The following is a 13,826-nucleotide window of genomic DNA, read 5'->3' as shown; positions in this document are numbered from 1 at the left end:
GGTCCGGTCGACATTTACCCGTCGCGACCGAGACCCGGGTATGGATCCGCAGTCGACCGGCGATCCGCAGTCGACCTACGACCGCATCGCGAGCCACTTCTCGAAGACGCGGGAGTACGCGTGGCCGGAGGTCGAGTCGTTCCTGGAGGGCCGGTCGGCGACCCGCGCGCTCGACGTCGGCTGCGGGAACGGTCGGCACACGGAGGCGCTCGCGGCGCGCGCCGAGACCGCGGTCGGCGTCGACCTCAGCCGCGGGCTGCTCGACGAGGCGGTCGCCCGCGCCCGCGACCGAGGGTTCGGGGACGCGACCGCGTTCGTCCACGGCGACGCGGCCGCGCTGCCGGTCCGCGACGACGCGGTCGACCTCGCGGTGTACGTCGCCACGCTCCACCACCTCTCGCCGCGGGCCGCCCGGATCGAGAGCCTGAACGAACTGGCGCGCGCCCTCACGCCGGGCGGGGTCGCGCTCGTCAGCGCGTGGAGCACGGCCCACGACCGGTTCGACCGCGACGAGGGGTTCGACACGACCGTCGACTGGACGCTGCCGGGGGGCGAGACCGTCCCCAGGTACTATCACATCTACTCGCCTTCGGAGTTCGAGGCGGATATCGCGGAAAGCGCCCTCGAAACTCGTCACACGCGGGTTTCGAGCGGGAACTGTTACGCGGAACTCTCGGCACCGGCCGACTGATTATCACGAGAGATATCGACGGGGGTGGATTAAAGAGACCTTGTCGACGGTCTGATTGTAATGGCCGACACCTTCCTCGAACGGGTCCTGCGTCGGGTCGCACCCGACGCGGTGGCTCGGAGTTACCTCGCGAAGTTCCTCGTCGCCCTGGTCGTCGTCGTGCTGGCGATCGGCGCCGTCGGCGCCGTCACGTACGCGGAGACGACCGACCAGCTCGAATCGAGCGCGCAGGGCGATTACACGGCCGTCGCGGAGCTGAGCGCCACCGAGCTCGACGGCTGGTCGAGCGACCGCCGCACGACGGTCAGGGACATCGCCGACAACGACGCGTTCTCGCAGGACCCCAACAGCGTCGACGGGTTCCTCTCTTCGCACCTCTCGCGGACCGACGAGTCGGTCGCTGCCCTCCACTTCGTCGACCGGACGGAGGGCTCCGTCCTCGCCACCACCGACGGGGAGGACGGCGGCGAGACGGTGACCTCGCAGGCGTGGTTCAGCGACGACCTCCTGTTCGCGGACGACGTGTTCACGAGTCAGATCTACCAGGTCGACGGCGAGCGCCGGATCGCGTACGTCGCGTCGACGCCGATGCGCAACTACCTCGTGATGGAGGTGTCGCTCGCTCCCGTCACCGCCGACTTCCGACAGCCGACCGAGAGCGCGTTCACCACTATCGTCGAACCCGGCGGCGAGATCATGGCGAGCAACAACGACTACGCCGCCGGCTTCCGCTACAACAGCGACATCCGGTCGACGCTGTTCGGCGAGGACCGGACCATGGGCTTCCTCCCGTCCGCGACGTTCGGCTTCGCCGACGGCGGCGAGTACCTCGTCGCGTACGCGCCGCTGGAGACCGAAGACTGGTACGTCGCGGTTCACGTTCCGCTCTCGGAGGCGTACGCGCTCTCCGGAATGATCGGGCAGAGCCTGCTCCTCATCGTCGGCGTGGCGATCGTCGGACTCGGGCTGCTCGGGGGGACGCTCGGCCGCGGCACCGTCGTCGAACTGAACCGGCTCCGGTCGCGGGCGTCGGCGCTGGCGGACGGCGACCTCGACGTCGACTTCGACACGGGGCGACGCGACGAGTTCGGCGACCTCTCCGGCGCGTTCGCGACGATGCGCGACTCGCTGCGCGAGCAGATCGAGTCGGCCGAGACGCAGCGGGAGCGCGCCGAGGCGGCGCAGGCGGAGAGCGAGGCGTTCGCCGAGCGGCTGGAGTCGCGCGCGAGCGACTTCGGCGAGACGATGGCGGCCTGCGCCGACGGCGACCTCACCGCCCGGCTCCGCGCCGACCCCGACGACCCGGAGGCGCTCCGCTCCATCGCCGCGGAGTTCAACGACGCGATGGACGAGCTGGAGACCGCGATCGCTGAGGTCGACGCGTTCGCGGTCGAGGTGGCGGAGCGGAGCGACGCGGTCACGAGCGGCACCGACGAGGCCGCGGCCGCCGGCCGTGAGACGAGCGAGTCGGTCGACGAGATATCCGACGGCGCCGAGCGGCAGAGCCGTCAGCTGTCCGAGGTGGCCGGCGAGATGGAGGACATGTCGGCGACCGTCGAGGAGGTCGCCGCCTCCGCGGACCAGGTCGCGACCACTTCCCGGCAGGCCGACGCGCTCACCGAGGAGGGCCGCGAGGCGGCCGCCGACGCGGTCGCGGAACTCCACGGGATCGAGGCACGCTCCGAGTCCGCCGCCGAGACGATAGCGCGGCTCGAAGCCGAGATGGCGGAGGTCGACGAGATAGTCGAGACGATCTCGGAGATCGCCGACCAGACGAACCTGCTCGCGCTCAACGCCTCGATCGAGGCCGCCCGCGCGGGCGAGGCCGGCTCCGGCTTCGCGGTCGTCGCGGAGGAGGTCAAATCCCTCGCGGAGGAGACTCAGGAGTCCGCCGCCGAGGTGGAGACGCTAATCGACGGCCTCCGCGAGCGCACCGACGAGAGCGTCGCCGAGATGGCCGCGATCCGCGAGGGCGTCGACGACGGCGTCGACGTCGTCGAGGACGCCGAAGACGCGCTCGACGAGGTCGCCGACCGGGTGAGCGAGGCCGACGACGGCGTTCAGGAGATCTCCGGGGCGATGGACGCGCAGGCCCAGTCGGTCAACGAGGTGACCGGCGCGGTCGACGACCTCGCGGGCGTGAGCCAGCAGACCACCGCCGAGGCGACCACCGTCGCCGCCGCCGCCGAGGAGCAGGCCGCCACGCTCGGCGAGGTCTCCGAGCAGGCGCACGACCTCCACGAGCGCGCCCGCGACCTGCGAGAGATGACGGAGGACTTCGAGGTCGACGAGGCCGCGGTCGGTGACGGCGATCCGTCGACCGACGATGCCGAGGCCGCGGCTGGTGACGGCGATCCGTCGGGCGGCGGCACGGAAGACGCGGAGACCGGGGAATCGCCCGAAACCGCCGAGTCCGCGTTCACCTTCGGCGCCGACGAGGAGCCGTCGGACGCCGCCCCCGCCAGCACGGACGGCGGCACCGCCGACGGCGCGATCGAGCCGAGCGACTCGGCCGGCGACGGCTCGGAGACGTAGCAGGCGTCGCTCGACGAGCAGGCGTCGAACAGAAGAGTGGCCGTCGTCGTCCGCGACGACGCTTCCCGCCGATCACGTCACGGTCGGTGGTTCCGTCCCGGTTCAGTCGGCCATCGTCTCGTGGCTGACGTCGCGGTCGTCGGGCAGCGGCGCCACGAACCGGTACGCCGCGTACAGCCCGAGCACCGCGATGCCCGCCAGCACGAACGCCGTGCGGATCTCCGGCGAGATCATCGGCGCCGCGACCACGTCGCCCGCCTCGTTCGTTATCGGGACCGGGCTGTAGGGCTCGCCGGCCAGGATCTCGACGATCCCGAGGACGACGATGCCGAACAGCATTAGTCCCGCGCTCAACGCCCGCGCCGCCGTGTCGATGATGTCAGTCATTGGTAGTCACCTCTCAGCCGAGCAGGTACCGCAGCTTGGGGTGTTGCTTGACGAACTCCGTCTCCTCGATGAGCGCGTCGAGACCGTAGTACCGACCGGCCGCGAGCACGATCACCGTCATGAACAGGAGCAGCCCCATCAGGTCGCTGTTGACGACGCCGTTGCCGAACCCGGCGTTGCCGATCCAGAACAGGACCATGAAGATGACCCCGCCGAACGCGGCGAACCGGGTCACGGCCCCGGCCATCAGCGCGAGACCGATGAGCGTCTCGAAGAGGGGTACCCCCGGCTCGATGAGCCACGCGAGGTTGTTCCCCATCCAGACCGGGATGCCGCCGAGGGCGGTCCCGCTCATCTCCGACATGTACGCCGATCCGTAGGTGTACGAGAGCCCGTCCTCGATGATCTTCGTGATCCCGGCGTGGAAGAACCACCAGCCGGTGACGACACGTAGGAACGCGATCCAGTACGTCGCCCAGGGTCCCTCCAGTGCGAACTCGACCTCGCCGACCAGTGGATTGCTCGATTGGTATGACATCGGTGTCACCTCACGGATGTACGTTGGGTGGGTACACACATATGTCCCGAACAGCTTTCTAAGCGGTTGAAAAGCGTTATAGCACGCTGGGAGAGGTCCTCAGTATCGTGGGTCTTTAAGTAGGAACTCTCCGAGTCGGTCGCTCAGCGTCGGGTTTCCCGGTGGCGTCCGGCCCGAACACGGAACGCTTATGAAAGTCGTTGTGCCTACGTGTAGGTGCGTCATCGACCGACGCGAGCGCCGGTGGTCTAGTGGTAGGACCTGAGCCTTCCAAGCTCATGGCCCGGGTTCAAATCCCGGCCGGCGCATTTCTCGAACGAAGTGAGAGAAATCGCCGAGGGATTTGTACCCTATCAGTCGCGCGCAGCGAGCGGGGCGAGGCGCGAGCGAAGCGAGCGCCTCGAAGAGCGAGCGGCGAAGCCGCGAGCAGTGAGCGAGCACGTCTGATTCCGGTTCAAATCCCGGCCGGCGCACTCCCTGCGGTCGTGCGCCGGCCGTACTCCCGTTCGCTCGCTGCGCTCGCTCACGGGAGTCCCGGCCGGCGATTTTCCTCGCTACGCTCGGAAAATACTGAGAGGGGTCTGAATCCTCTCAACCGCGGAACGACCGGCTCGCGATCACGCCAGCGAGGACGTTGCGGCCGACGCGAATCTCACTGGACGGCGGAACTCGACGCGCGGTTGAGCAGGTAGACCATGGCGCCGCCGAGCGCGAGGTCGAGCGCGAGGAGCACGGCGATCGCCGGGACGAGCGTGTCCCAGATACCGCCGAAGCGGGTGACCTCGACGACGGTCATGACGTCCTGATCGAGCATGAGCGCGCGTGCGGCGTCGACCCCGTAGGTGATCGGGTTGTACGTCGCGACGACCTGGATCCAGTCGGGCATCGCGTTCAGCGGGAGGAAGGCGGTCGAGACGAACAGTAGGGGGAACTGGAGGAGGTTCGCGCCGATGATCGTCGACTCCTGATCCCGGGTCACGATGGCCATGATGTTCGAGAGCGCGACGAACCACAGCGAGAAGAGGATCCCGACGCCGAGGATGCCGAGGGCGCCGAGGAACCCGGTGGCGACGTTGGCGCCGAGCACCGCGCCCAGCGCGAGGATGATGGCGATCTGGACGACGATCCGGAGGATCTCGGCGGCGGTCTTCCCGAGGAACATCGCCGAGCGGCTCATCGGCATCACGAGCGTCTTCTCGAACATCCCCTCCTCCATGTCGTTGACGAGCCCGATCCCCGACCCCGCGGCGGCCGCCAGCGACACCTGCATCGCGATGGCGGGCAACAGGAACGTCTCGTAGGTGATGTCGCCCGCGCCGCCGCCGAGCGCGCTCGTCGCGATCTGGCCGAACACCTGCGTGAACAAGACGAGGAAGATGATCGGCTGGACGAGCGACCCGACGACGACGAACGGGTTCCGGACCGCCTTCAGGTTCCAGCGGACGAAGTTCACCCAGAAATCGCTGAGAAAGGAGTTGCCAGACGGCGTCGCGCGGGCGTGCTCGCCGTCGGCGCGGGCCTCCTGTGCGGTCTCGTTTACCGTCTCATCTTCCGAGATATCGCTCATTCGGCGGTCACCTCCGGTCCCGTCACGTCGTCGTGGTCGGCCGACCGCTCCTCGGAGTCGAGCTCCTCCCCTGTGATCGCGAGGAAGACGTCGTCGAGCGTCGGCGCGCGGATGTTGAACCCGGTAACGGTGATCCCGGCGTCGCGCAGGGCGACGAGCAGGTCCGTCCCGTGCTCGCGCGCCCGCTCGGCGGTGACGCTGATCCCGTCGTCGGTGACGGCCACGTCCGCGTCGGCGTCGAACACGTCGCCCTCGCGGGCGATCTCGGCGGCGCGTTCGCGGGCGTCCTCCCCGGCGGGGACGTCCACGTCGAGGATCTCCCCGCCGACCCGCCGCTTCAGCTCCGCGGGCGAGCCGGTGGCGACGATCTCGCCGCCCATGATGACGGCGATGCGGTCGCAGAGCTGGTCGGCCTCTTCGAGGTACTGCGTGGTGAGGAACAGCGTCGTCCCGCGCTCGTTGATGCGCTCGAAGTACTCCCAGAGGCGGTTGCGCGCCTTCGGGTCCAGCCCGGTCGTCGGCTCGTCGAGGAAGACGAGCGGCGGGTCGTGAACGAGCGCCGTCGCGGCGTCCAGTCGCTTCTTCATCCCGCCGGAGAACTCGCCGGCCTGCTTGTCGCCCACGTCCGCCAGGTCCACGAGGTCGAGCAGTTCGTCGATGCGCTCGGCGCGCTCGCCCTTGGGAACGCCGTAGGCCCGCGCGGCGAAGCGGATGTTCTCGCGGGCGGTGAGCTCCTCGTCGACGCTGGTCTCCTGGGCCATGTAGCCGATCGTCTCGCGGACTCTGCGGGGCTCGTCCCGCACGTCGAAGCCGTTGACGGTGATCGACCCCGCGGTCGGCGACAGCAGCGTCGAGAACGTCTTGATCGTCGTCGTCTTCCCCGCACCGTTCGCGCCGAGGAAGCCGAAGAACTCCCCTTCGGGGACCGTCAGGTCGATCCCCTTCACCGCCTCCGTCCCGTCGGCGTAGGTGAGTTCCACGCCCTCGGCGTCGATGGCGGCGCCGCGCCCGTCCGTCCGTCGCGTGTCGTCGGTCACGGGGGTCTTTGTGACCGCGGACCCGTAGTCTGTTCCCTAATTTGTTCGGGGTTTTATCTTAGTGGTGCGCCGGAACTCCGCGACGAGGTGGTTCTGCGCGCGGCGCAGTCGCTCGGAGAGCGACGCGGACGAGACGTCGAGTTCGTCGGCGACATCGGCCAGCGTGGCGGTCCGCGGCGTGTCGAAGTAGCCCATCTCGTGGGCGGTGACGAGCACCTCCCGCTGGGCGTCCGTCATCTCGAGCGGCCGGGAGCGGTCGTCGATCCCGAACGGACCCGTCTCCCTTCCCTCGGACCCCTCGTCGGTCTCCACGAGGCGGTCCAGCCGGAGGTCGTAGTCGTTGGCGCGGCAGAACGTCCGGAACTGGTCGAACTCCTCGCGGTCGGCGAACCAGCGCCGCTCCTCCCAGCCGCTCGGCGTGGCGAGCACCCGGTCGGGGATCGACCCGTTGTCCGCGAGCAGTTCCAGGTCCGCCGGGGGGCCGCCGGTCGGCCGACAGCGGTAGCGCCGCGTCGCCCCGTCGGCGACGACCAGCGAGTGGTCGGTCACCGAGTCGGCGTCGGCGAACGCAGCCTCGATCGCGTCGGGGTCGCCCCCCGCGACCCGCACGATGAACGTCGGCGCTCCCGACGGGCGCGCCTGAACCGACTCGAACTCGACGGTCGCCTCGGGCGCGGCCGCCGCCACGTCGACCAGCGGCAGCCGGTCGGAGGTCATCCGGAACTCCGCGATCAGTCCCATGGCGGTCGAAGGACGGACGGACGGTTATCGCTGGCGGGCGAGGTGAGATTTCCCAAACCGGTCGGCGGGGACCGTCTCGTTCCCCGACCGCGTTCCGACCGGTCGGCGGTGGGTTCGGTCAGTCGTCGTCTGCGGCCGGAACCTCGCCGTCTTCGGTCTCGACGCCCTTCGTCCGCGGCCCGCCAGCGTGCCCCTCGTGGGCGACTGCGGTCGCCATGAGGTGCGGCGGGATCGCGGGCACCTCGTCGTCGCCGACGGGACCGTCGCGGGCGATCTCCTCGGTCGAGCGCGGGTACTCGCGGATCTCCTTGTGGATCGCGAGACCGGCCTTCGCGCCCTGCCCCATCGCGACCGGGACCTGGTTGTGGCCGGGGGTGATGTCGCCGACCGCGAACACGCCGTCCTCGCTGGTGCGGCCGTGGTCGTCGACGTCGATCTCGCCGCCCTCGGTCAACTCGCAGCCGAGACCCTCGGCCAAGGCGGTGTTGTAGTCGGAGCCGTACATCGCGAAGCCGCCGCGGTACTCCCGTCGGGTCCCGTCCGCGAACTCGATCGCTTCGAGCCAGCCGGAGTCGGGGTCGTTCTCGACGCCGGACACCTCCTCGTCGACGATATCGACGGGGTGCGCCTCCAGCTGGGCGGCGGTCTCGTCGCTCCACGTCGGCTCCGCGCCGCGGGTCAGGACGGCCACGTCGTCGGTGACGTTGAGCATGATCATCGCGACGTGGGCGGCGGCCTCGCCGCGGCCCATCACGTACACCGGCTCGTCGACGAACATGTAGGCGTCGCAGTGGAGACAGTAGTGGAGTCCCTTCCCCGTCCGCGGGAGCGGTGGGTCCGGGCGCTCGTCGGAGAAGCCGGTCGCGAGGACGACGCGGTCGGCGACCAGTTCGGCGTCGTTCGTCGTCAGCCGGAACCGGTCGTCGTCGGCGCGTTCCACGTCGGTGACGAAGCCGCGCTCGAAGGTGCCCCCGTACGACTGAACCTGCTCGCGGCCGGTCGCGAGGAACTCGTTGCCGGAGGTGTCCTCGGTGACGCCGATCACGTTGTGCGTGTCGGCCATCATCGCCGCGCGCCCGCCGCCGCGGTCGATGAGCACCGTCTCGTGGCCCAGCCGAGCGCCGTACAGCGCGGTCGTCAGCCCGGCCGGCCCGCCGCCGACCACCGCGATCTCGTACTCGTCGTCTGCCGAACTCATTACCGATCGTACGCGTCGCGGCGGTTTAAATGACGCCGTGCTGTGCGCGCCCGGCGACCAGCCATCCGCGGTCGAGTTGCGACGGTGACCCCGTCGCGGCCCGACCGCGTGCCCGGAAGTTTATGCCTGCGTATCGCGTTCGCCCGGTCAGTGGTCTCTCGTCTCGCTCTCGCCGTCGGCCTCCTCCTCGTCGGCGCCGCGGCCGACGTTGGGACGACGTACGTCGCCCTCGCCGGCAGCGAGTACGTCGAGGGGTCGCCCGTCGGTCGCCTCTTCATCTCTCGCTTCGGTCTCCTCGGCGGGATGCTCCTCACGAAGGTCGTCGGGATGGCCGTTATCGGGATTCCGGTCGCGGTCGCGGGCGGCACGCGCCGGTTCGTCGCGACGCTGATGTGCGCGGGCGTCGGCGTCCTCTCGCTCGCGGTCGCCGCGCGGAACCTCCTGTTCGTCGCCGGGGTGTGGCCGTGACGCTCGTGTCGTCGGTCCCCGTCGTCCGGGAATCGGTCGGACCCGCGACCCCGACCGCCGTGACTCCGACCGCCGCGACCCCAGCCGTTTTGCGTCACCGGTGACAGGCGAACGTATGTCACGGCAGTCCGCTCCGGCGCCGTCCCCGCCGGAGACCAGACGCGAGGTCGTCACGGAGACGCTCCACGGGGTCGACGTCGAGGATCCGTACCGGTGGCTCGAAGGCGACGACGAGGACGTCCGCGAGTGGACCGACGCCCAGAACGCCCACGTCGACGACGCGCTCGACGACGCGCTCAGGGACCGGCTCCGCCCGCGGTTCGAGGACCTCGTCGAGGTGGCCGACTACGGCCCGATCGCAGTCCGCGAGGGGCGGTACTTCGCGACGGTCCGCGAACCCGGCGCGGACCACGCGAGACTCGTCGTGCGCGACGCGCCCGACGGCGCGGACCGCGTCCTCGTCGACCCGAACGCGTGGGCGGCGAACCGCGAGGAGGACGGTCCGCCCCGGTCGATGGCGTGGTACGTCCCCTCGCACGACGGCGAGCGCGTCGCGATCGGGATCACCGAGGGCGGCGACGAGAACTACGACGTGCGGGTGCTCTCGGTGCCGGCTCCGAACGGTTCTCCGTCGAGTTCGGCGGAGACCGACGGTTACGGCGCGGGCGTCGAGGAGGTCGCGGTCCTCCCCGAGCGCGGCCGCGTCAACGCGGGGAGCCTCGCGTGGGCGGCCGACGACGAGGGGTTCGTCTACGTCGCCACCGGCGGCGCGGCCGACGGCGCCCAGATGGACAAGGAGATCCGTCGGTTCCGGCTCGCGGACGGCCCGGACGAGGAGGCGGTCCTGCTCGAACACGACGACCAGCACGTCTGGCCGCGGGTCACGGTCGACCCCGATTCGGGGCTGCTCGCGGTCGCCTTCTCCGAGATGGTCGGGGGAACCGAGTGGTACGTCCGCGTCGACGGCGACCTCCGCCCCGTCTTGACGGGCACCGACGCCGAGACCTCGGTCCGGTTCCACGACGGGACGGCGTTCGTCACGACCGACGCCGGCGCGCCCCGGCGGCGGCTGCTCGCCTGCTCCGTCGAGCGCTTCCGCGAGGGCGACCTCTCGTTCGACGAGTGCCGGGAGGTGCTCCCCGAGGGCGAGGGGATCCTCCGGTCGGCCGTGCCGACGCCGGACCGCCTCCTCGTCCACCGCCAGCGGGACGCGCACTCGCGGCTCTCGGTCCACGACCGCGACGGGACGCACCTGCGCGACGTGTCGCTGCCGTCGTACTGCTCGGTCACGTGGGTATCCGGGTCCCGAGACGCCCCGGAGGCGTTCTTCGGTCTCACCGGCTTCGACCGGCCGCCGGCGGTCCGCGGACTCGACCTCGACGACACGTCCGGAGGCGACGCGGCCGGCGCTGCCGCGACCAGCGACGGCGCGGCCGGCGCTACCGCGACCAGCGGCGACGCGGCGTCCACCGAGATCGACTCGGTCGACCTCTCCGTCCCCGACGACCTCGTCGTCGAGCAGCGGTTCGTCGACTCGACGGACGGCGCCGAGGTACCCGTGTTCGTCTGCTACCGCGAGGACGTCGCGGTCGACGGGCCGCGCCCGACGCTTTTGTACGGCTACGGCGGGTTCCGGAACAGCATCACGCCCTCGTTCGGTCGGTTCCGCCTGCCCTTCCTCGCTGACGGCGGCGCGTTCGCGGCGGTGTGCGCCCGCGGCGGCTACGAGTACGGCGAGCCGTGGCACGAGTCCGGCATGCTGGCCGACAAGCAGCACACCTTCGACGACTTCGTCGCGGCCGGGGAGGCGCTCTGTGGCTCGGGACTCACCGACACGGACCACCTGGCGGTCGCCGGCGGGTCGAACGGCGGCCTGTCGGTCGGCGCGGTCGTCACCCAGCGCCCGGACCTGTGGGCGGCCGCGCAGTGCGCGGTCCCCCTGCTGGACATGCTCCGGTTCCACCGTTTCCTGCTCGGCGAGTCGTGGACGACGGAGTACGGCCACCCGGAGGACCCGGAGGCGTTCGAGTACCTCCGCGCGTACTCGCCGTACCACAACGTCGAGTCCGGGGAGACCTACCCGCCCGTCTACTTCACCACGGCCGCGAGCGACACGCGCGTCCACCCCTCGCACGCCCGGAAGATGACCGCGCGGCTCCAGCACGAGGCGGCGGGCGGCCCGTTCCTGTTGCGGACCAAGGCCGAGACCGGCCACGGCGTGGGGAAGCCGGCCTCGATGATCGTCGACGAGCAGACGGACTCGTGGGCGTTCCTGTACGAGCGGTTGGGCGTGGAGGTCGGGGACGGTGGCGTCGCCTCCGGCGCCGACGGCGACCGCGACGGCGTCTGATTTATTTGCCCTCGTAGAGGCGCTCCGCGGTCGTCTCCGGGAGGTCGGCCTCGCGGACCGCGTCTGCGACGCGGTCGACGTCGTACTCCACGCGGTGCGTCTCGACCGCGTCGGTCCCGTCGGCCGTCGTGTCGAGGACCGCGTAGCCCGCCCGCGGGTCGCCGTCGCGCGGCTGGCCGACGCTGCCCGGGTTACAGACGAAGCCGCCCGCCACGCCGCGGACGCCCTGAACGTGCGTGTGGCCGAGGACGATACCGTCGTACTCGCCCATGTGCCGGTCGAGGGTCGGGAACTCCTCCGGGTAGACGTAGGCGTCCTCGCGCTCGGCGGCGGGGTGCGAGTGGACGAGCAGGAAGCGGTCGCCGGCGAACGTCTCCGCGCGCGGGAGACCGCCGATCCACTCGAGCTGGTCGGCCGACAGCGACGCCTTCGCGTGTTCGAGGCCCGCCTCGGCCATCCGGTTGGCGCGGTAGCGCTCGGGCGACTCGACGGTGCGGTCGTGGTTCCCCCGGACCGTCGCGGCCGCGACATCGCGCACGCGTTCGACGCACTCGGCCGGCCACGGGTTGTAGCCCACCACGTCGCCCGCGCAGTAGATCCGGTCGACTGCGGGCATGTCGTCGAGCACGGTCTCCAGCGCGGGGAGATTCGCGTGGACGTCCGAGATGAGGCCGATCTTCATCGGAGATGGGTTCGGTCGGCGGGATGGAATAGGTTGTGGCGAGACGTGAGGACTCACATTCGGATACTGGCGCGTGCCTCCGAGTGGCCGCCGAAGGCGGCCGCGAGGAGCACGCGCGAGGGACGCCGTGAGCGACGCGGGCGACCGCAGGGAGCCCCGAGCGAGCGGCGAGGCTGGGGAGGAGTGAGGCTGCGGTGCCGTGCGGTTGCGGGGCGGGAATCGAAGGGGCAGTCGCGAGGGCGGCGCAGGCGACGTAAGCACCGCAACGAGGGAGTGAACGAAGTGAGCGACCGAGTGAGGCGCGCAGCGAGCGTGCGCCGCCCTCGCGACTGGGGCTTCGGCGGCGTTCTTAGTTGAGACGCAATCAGCTGTTCGTAAGCGAGCGATTGGTGATTCGGCGGTGTTCACCGTGGTTCCGAGAACAGCCGTTTATAAACGATCGACCGCGCCTCCAGCGATGTTTCGCGCCGCTCCTTACGCCTCCGCCTTCTCGTTGAACCGTTCGCGGACCTTCTCCACCTTCGGCTGCGCGTGCATCGTACAGTAGGCGTCGGCCGGGTTCTTCTCGAAGTAGTCCTGGTGTTTCTCCTCGGCGCGGTGGAACGTCTCCAGCGGCTCGATCTCGGTGACGACCTCGTCGTCGTAGCCGCCCTCCTCGTCGAGCGCCTCGACGTACCGCTCGACGACGTCGCGCTGCTCGTCGTCGTGGTAGAGCACAATCGACCGGTACTGGCTGCCCACGTCCGGTCCCTGCCGGTTCAGCTGCGTCGGGTCGTGGACGGTGAAGAACACTTCGAGGATGTCTTCGTAGGAGAGCGCGTCGGAATCGTACTCAACCTGAACGACCTCCGCGTGGCCGGTGTTGCCGGTACACACCTCGCGATAGGTGGGATCGTCGGCGTGGCCGCCGGCGTAGCCGGAGGTGACGCTCTCGACGCCGTCGAGTTCCTTGAACGCCGCCTCGACGCACCAGAAGCAGCCGCCGCCGACCGTCGCGGTCTCGGTGTCCGTCATGTGCTCCCGTTGGCGTCGGAAACGTATTAATCACGCGTGGCGCGAGATGGAGGTCGCAGCCGGTAGGTCGGAGGTCTCGGGACGACGGACCATCGGAGTACGATTTAAGACGGAGCGAGCGATCGGTCGGCCATGACGCGACACATTGCCGAGACGCGAGCCGACGACAGAGGGTCGAATGACTGACCTCGTCGTCTGGCTGCTGGCCCTCCTCGTCTTCCTCCAATTGCCCGTCTCGCTGCTCGTGCGATACGACGCGAAGCGGCTCGGCCTCAAACAGCCCGTAAAATACGAACTCGGGATCGTCGTGCCGACGGCTGGTTTCGTCGTCCTACTGTACTACCTCGCGAACCGCCGCGAACTACCGAAGGCGGAAGAGGAATCTCCCCCCGAACGATAGTCGTCGAATCGGCTTGCGCGTCTCCACGATGGTAAACGAGTGGGTGCCGTTGAATCGATCGCGGACACCACCGAAGCCCCAGCCGTGAGGCGATACGACAGTAGTTCTTATAAATAACTGATCGACACGAACACCACCGAAGCCCCAGCCGTGAGGCGGGCGCACACTCGCTGCGCTCCTCACTCGGTCGCTCACTACGTTCGCTCCCTCGTTGCGGT

At 69.8% G+C, this 13,826-nt stretch carries 13 protein-coding genes and 1 tRNA gene; 6 read left to right on the top strand and 8 right to left on the bottom strand.

The annotated features are described in order from the left end of the window. Positions 1 to 40: 40 nt before the first annotated feature. Together J2744_RS07665 and J2744_RS07660 are read left to right on the top strand one after the other, a co-directional pair. Positions 41 to 691, top strand: a complete 651-nt coding sequence (locus J2744_RS07665) for a class I SAM-dependent methyltransferase (RefSeq protein WP_209546289.1) — start codon at positions 41 to 43, stop codon at positions 689 to 691. 60 nt (positions 692 to 751) lie between these two features. Then, positions 752 to 3,226, top strand: a complete 2,475-nt coding sequence (locus tag J2744_RS07660) for a methyl-accepting chemotaxis protein (protein WP_209546287.1) — start codon at positions 752 to 754, stop codon at positions 3,224 to 3,226. 102 nt (positions 3,227 to 3,328) lie between these two features. Here the strand turns inward: J2744_RS07660 and J2744_RS07655 are convergent, their stop codons facing one another. Further along, positions 3,329 to 3,613: a hypothetical protein gene (locus tag J2744_RS07655; protein ID WP_209546285.1), complete on the bottom strand. Its 285-nt coding sequence runs from the start codon at positions 3,611 to 3,613 to the stop codon at positions 3,329 to 3,331. A gap of 13 nt (positions 3,614 to 3,626) precedes the next feature. Then, positions 3,627 to 4,151: a DoxX family protein gene (locus tag J2744_RS07650; RefSeq protein WP_209546283.1), complete on the bottom strand. Its 525-nt coding sequence runs from the start codon at positions 4,149 to 4,151 to the stop codon at positions 3,627 to 3,629. Between the two features lie 237 nt (positions 4,152 to 4,388). Between J2744_RS07650 and J2744_RS07645 the strand changes: the two genes are divergently transcribed. Further along, positions 4,389 to 4,459: transfer RNA gene (locus J2744_RS07645), tRNA-Gly, on the top strand. A gap of 344 nt (positions 4,460 to 4,803) precedes the next feature. Here J2744_RS07645 and J2744_RS07640 read toward each other — a convergent pair. From J2744_RS07640 to J2744_RS07625, 4 genes are all read right to left on the bottom strand, one after another. Next, positions 4,804 to 5,718, bottom strand: a complete 915-nt coding sequence (locus J2744_RS07640) for an ABC transporter permease (protein ID WP_209546281.1) — start codon at positions 5,716 to 5,718, stop codon at positions 4,804 to 4,806. Beyond that, on the bottom strand, positions 5,715 to 6,755 hold the full coding sequence (locus J2744_RS07635; protein ID WP_209546279.1) for an ABC transporter ATP-binding protein: 1,041 nt from the start codon (positions 6,753 to 6,755) through the stop codon (positions 5,715 to 5,717). Before J2744_RS07635 ends, J2744_RS07640 begins: the two co-directional genes overlap by 4 nt. A gap of 36 nt (positions 6,756 to 6,791) precedes the next feature. Then, positions 6,792 to 7,496, bottom strand: a complete 705-nt coding sequence (locus J2744_RS07630; protein WP_209546276.1) for a helix-turn-helix domain-containing protein — start codon at positions 7,494 to 7,496, stop codon at positions 6,792 to 6,794. Between the two features lie 118 nt (positions 7,497 to 7,614). Continuing rightward, positions 7,615 to 8,694: an NAD(P)/FAD-dependent oxidoreductase gene (locus J2744_RS07625; RefSeq protein WP_209546267.1), complete on the bottom strand. Its 1,080-nt coding sequence runs from the start codon at positions 8,692 to 8,694 to the stop codon at positions 7,615 to 7,617. A 150-nt stretch (positions 8,695 to 8,844) separates the two neighbouring features. Here J2744_RS07625 and J2744_RS07620 point away from each other — a divergent pair, with 150 nt between their 5' ends. Next, positions 8,845 to 9,162 (top strand): hypothetical protein, encoded by a 318-nt coding sequence (locus tag J2744_RS07620; RefSeq protein ID WP_209546265.1) that lies wholly within the window; start codon positions 8,845 to 8,847, stop codon positions 9,160 to 9,162. Between the two features lie 115 nt (positions 9,163 to 9,277). Beyond that, a complete protein-coding gene (locus J2744_RS07615; RefSeq protein WP_209546263.1) occupies positions 9,278 to 11,512 on the top strand; it encodes a prolyl oligopeptidase family serine peptidase in 2,235 nt (744 codons plus the stop codon). A 1-nt stretch (position 11,513) separates the two neighbouring features. On the opposite strand, the gene J2744_RS07610 is transcribed toward J2744_RS07615, so the two are convergent. Together J2744_RS07610 and msrA are read right to left on the bottom strand one after the other, a co-directional pair. Beyond that, positions 11,514 to 12,194 (bottom strand): metallophosphoesterase family protein, encoded by a 681-nt coding sequence (locus tag J2744_RS07610; protein WP_209546261.1) that lies wholly within the window; start codon positions 12,192 to 12,194, stop codon positions 11,514 to 11,516. A gap of 474 nt (positions 12,195 to 12,668) precedes the next feature. Then, positions 12,669 to 13,208 (bottom strand): peptide-methionine (S)-S-oxide reductase MsrA, encoded by a 540-nt coding sequence (gene msrA / locus J2744_RS07605; RefSeq protein ID WP_209546259.1) that lies wholly within the window; start codon positions 13,206 to 13,208, stop codon positions 12,669 to 12,671. Positions 13,209 to 13,386: 178 nt separating this feature from the next. On the opposite strand from msrA, the gene J2744_RS07600 reads away from it, so the two are divergent. Then, entirely contained in the window at positions 13,387 to 13,608 is a 222-nt protein-coding gene (locus J2744_RS07600; RefSeq protein WP_209546257.1) for a hypothetical protein, read from the top strand. The last annotated feature ends 218 nt before the right edge of the window (positions 13,609 to 13,826 follow it).

It is taken from the genome of Halorubrum trapanicum, from assembly GCF_017873555.1.
Lineage (GTDB): Archaea > Halobacteriota > Halobacteria > Halobacteriales > Haloferacaceae > Halorubrum > Halorubrum trapanicum.
Note: the sequence above shows the minus strand (reverse complement) of the source record. Positions and strands in the feature narration are given on the sequence as shown.

Bases quoted from the DNA above. Each gene is read 5' to 3' on its own strand.
- J2744_RS07665 (WP_209546289.1), top strand. From the start codon at position 41: ATGGATCCGCAGTCGACCGGCGATCCGCAGTCGACCTACGACCGCATC.
- J2744_RS07660 (WP_209546287.1), top strand. From the start codon at position 752: ATGGCCGACACCTTCCTCGAACGGGTCCTGCGTCGGGTCGCACCCGAC.
- J2744_RS07655 (WP_209546285.1), bottom strand. From the start codon at position 3,613: ATGACTGACATCATCGACACGGCGGCGCGGGCGTTGAGCGCGGGACTA.
- J2744_RS07650 (WP_209546283.1), bottom strand. From the start codon at position 4,151: ATGTCATACCAATCGAGCAATCCACTGGTCGGCGAGGTCGAGTTCGCA.
- J2744_RS07640 (WP_209546281.1), bottom strand. From the start codon at position 5,718: ATGAGCGATATCTCGGAAGATGAGACGGTAAACGAGACCGCACAGGAG.
- J2744_RS07630 (WP_209546276.1), bottom strand. From the start codon at position 7,496: ATGGGACTGATCGCGGAGTTCCGGATGACCTCCGACCGGCTGCCGCTG.
- J2744_RS07625 (WP_209546267.1), bottom strand. From the start codon at position 8,694: ATGAGTTCGGCAGACGACGAGTACGAGATCGCGGTGGTCGGCGGCGGG.
- J2744_RS07615 (WP_209546263.1), top strand. From the start codon at position 9,278: ATGTCACGGCAGTCCGCTCCGGCGCCGTCCCCGCCGGAGACCAGACGC.
- J2744_RS07610 (WP_209546261.1), bottom strand. From the start codon at position 12,194: ATGAAGATCGGCCTCATCTCGGACGTCCACGCGAATCTCCCCGCGCTG.
- msrA (WP_209546259.1), bottom strand. From the start codon at position 13,208: ATGACGGACACCGAGACCGCGACGGTCGGCGGCGGCTGCTTCTGGTGC.
- J2744_RS07600 (WP_209546257.1), top strand. From the start codon at position 13,387: ATGACTGACCTCGTCGTCTGGCTGCTGGCCCTCCTCGTCTTCCTCCAA.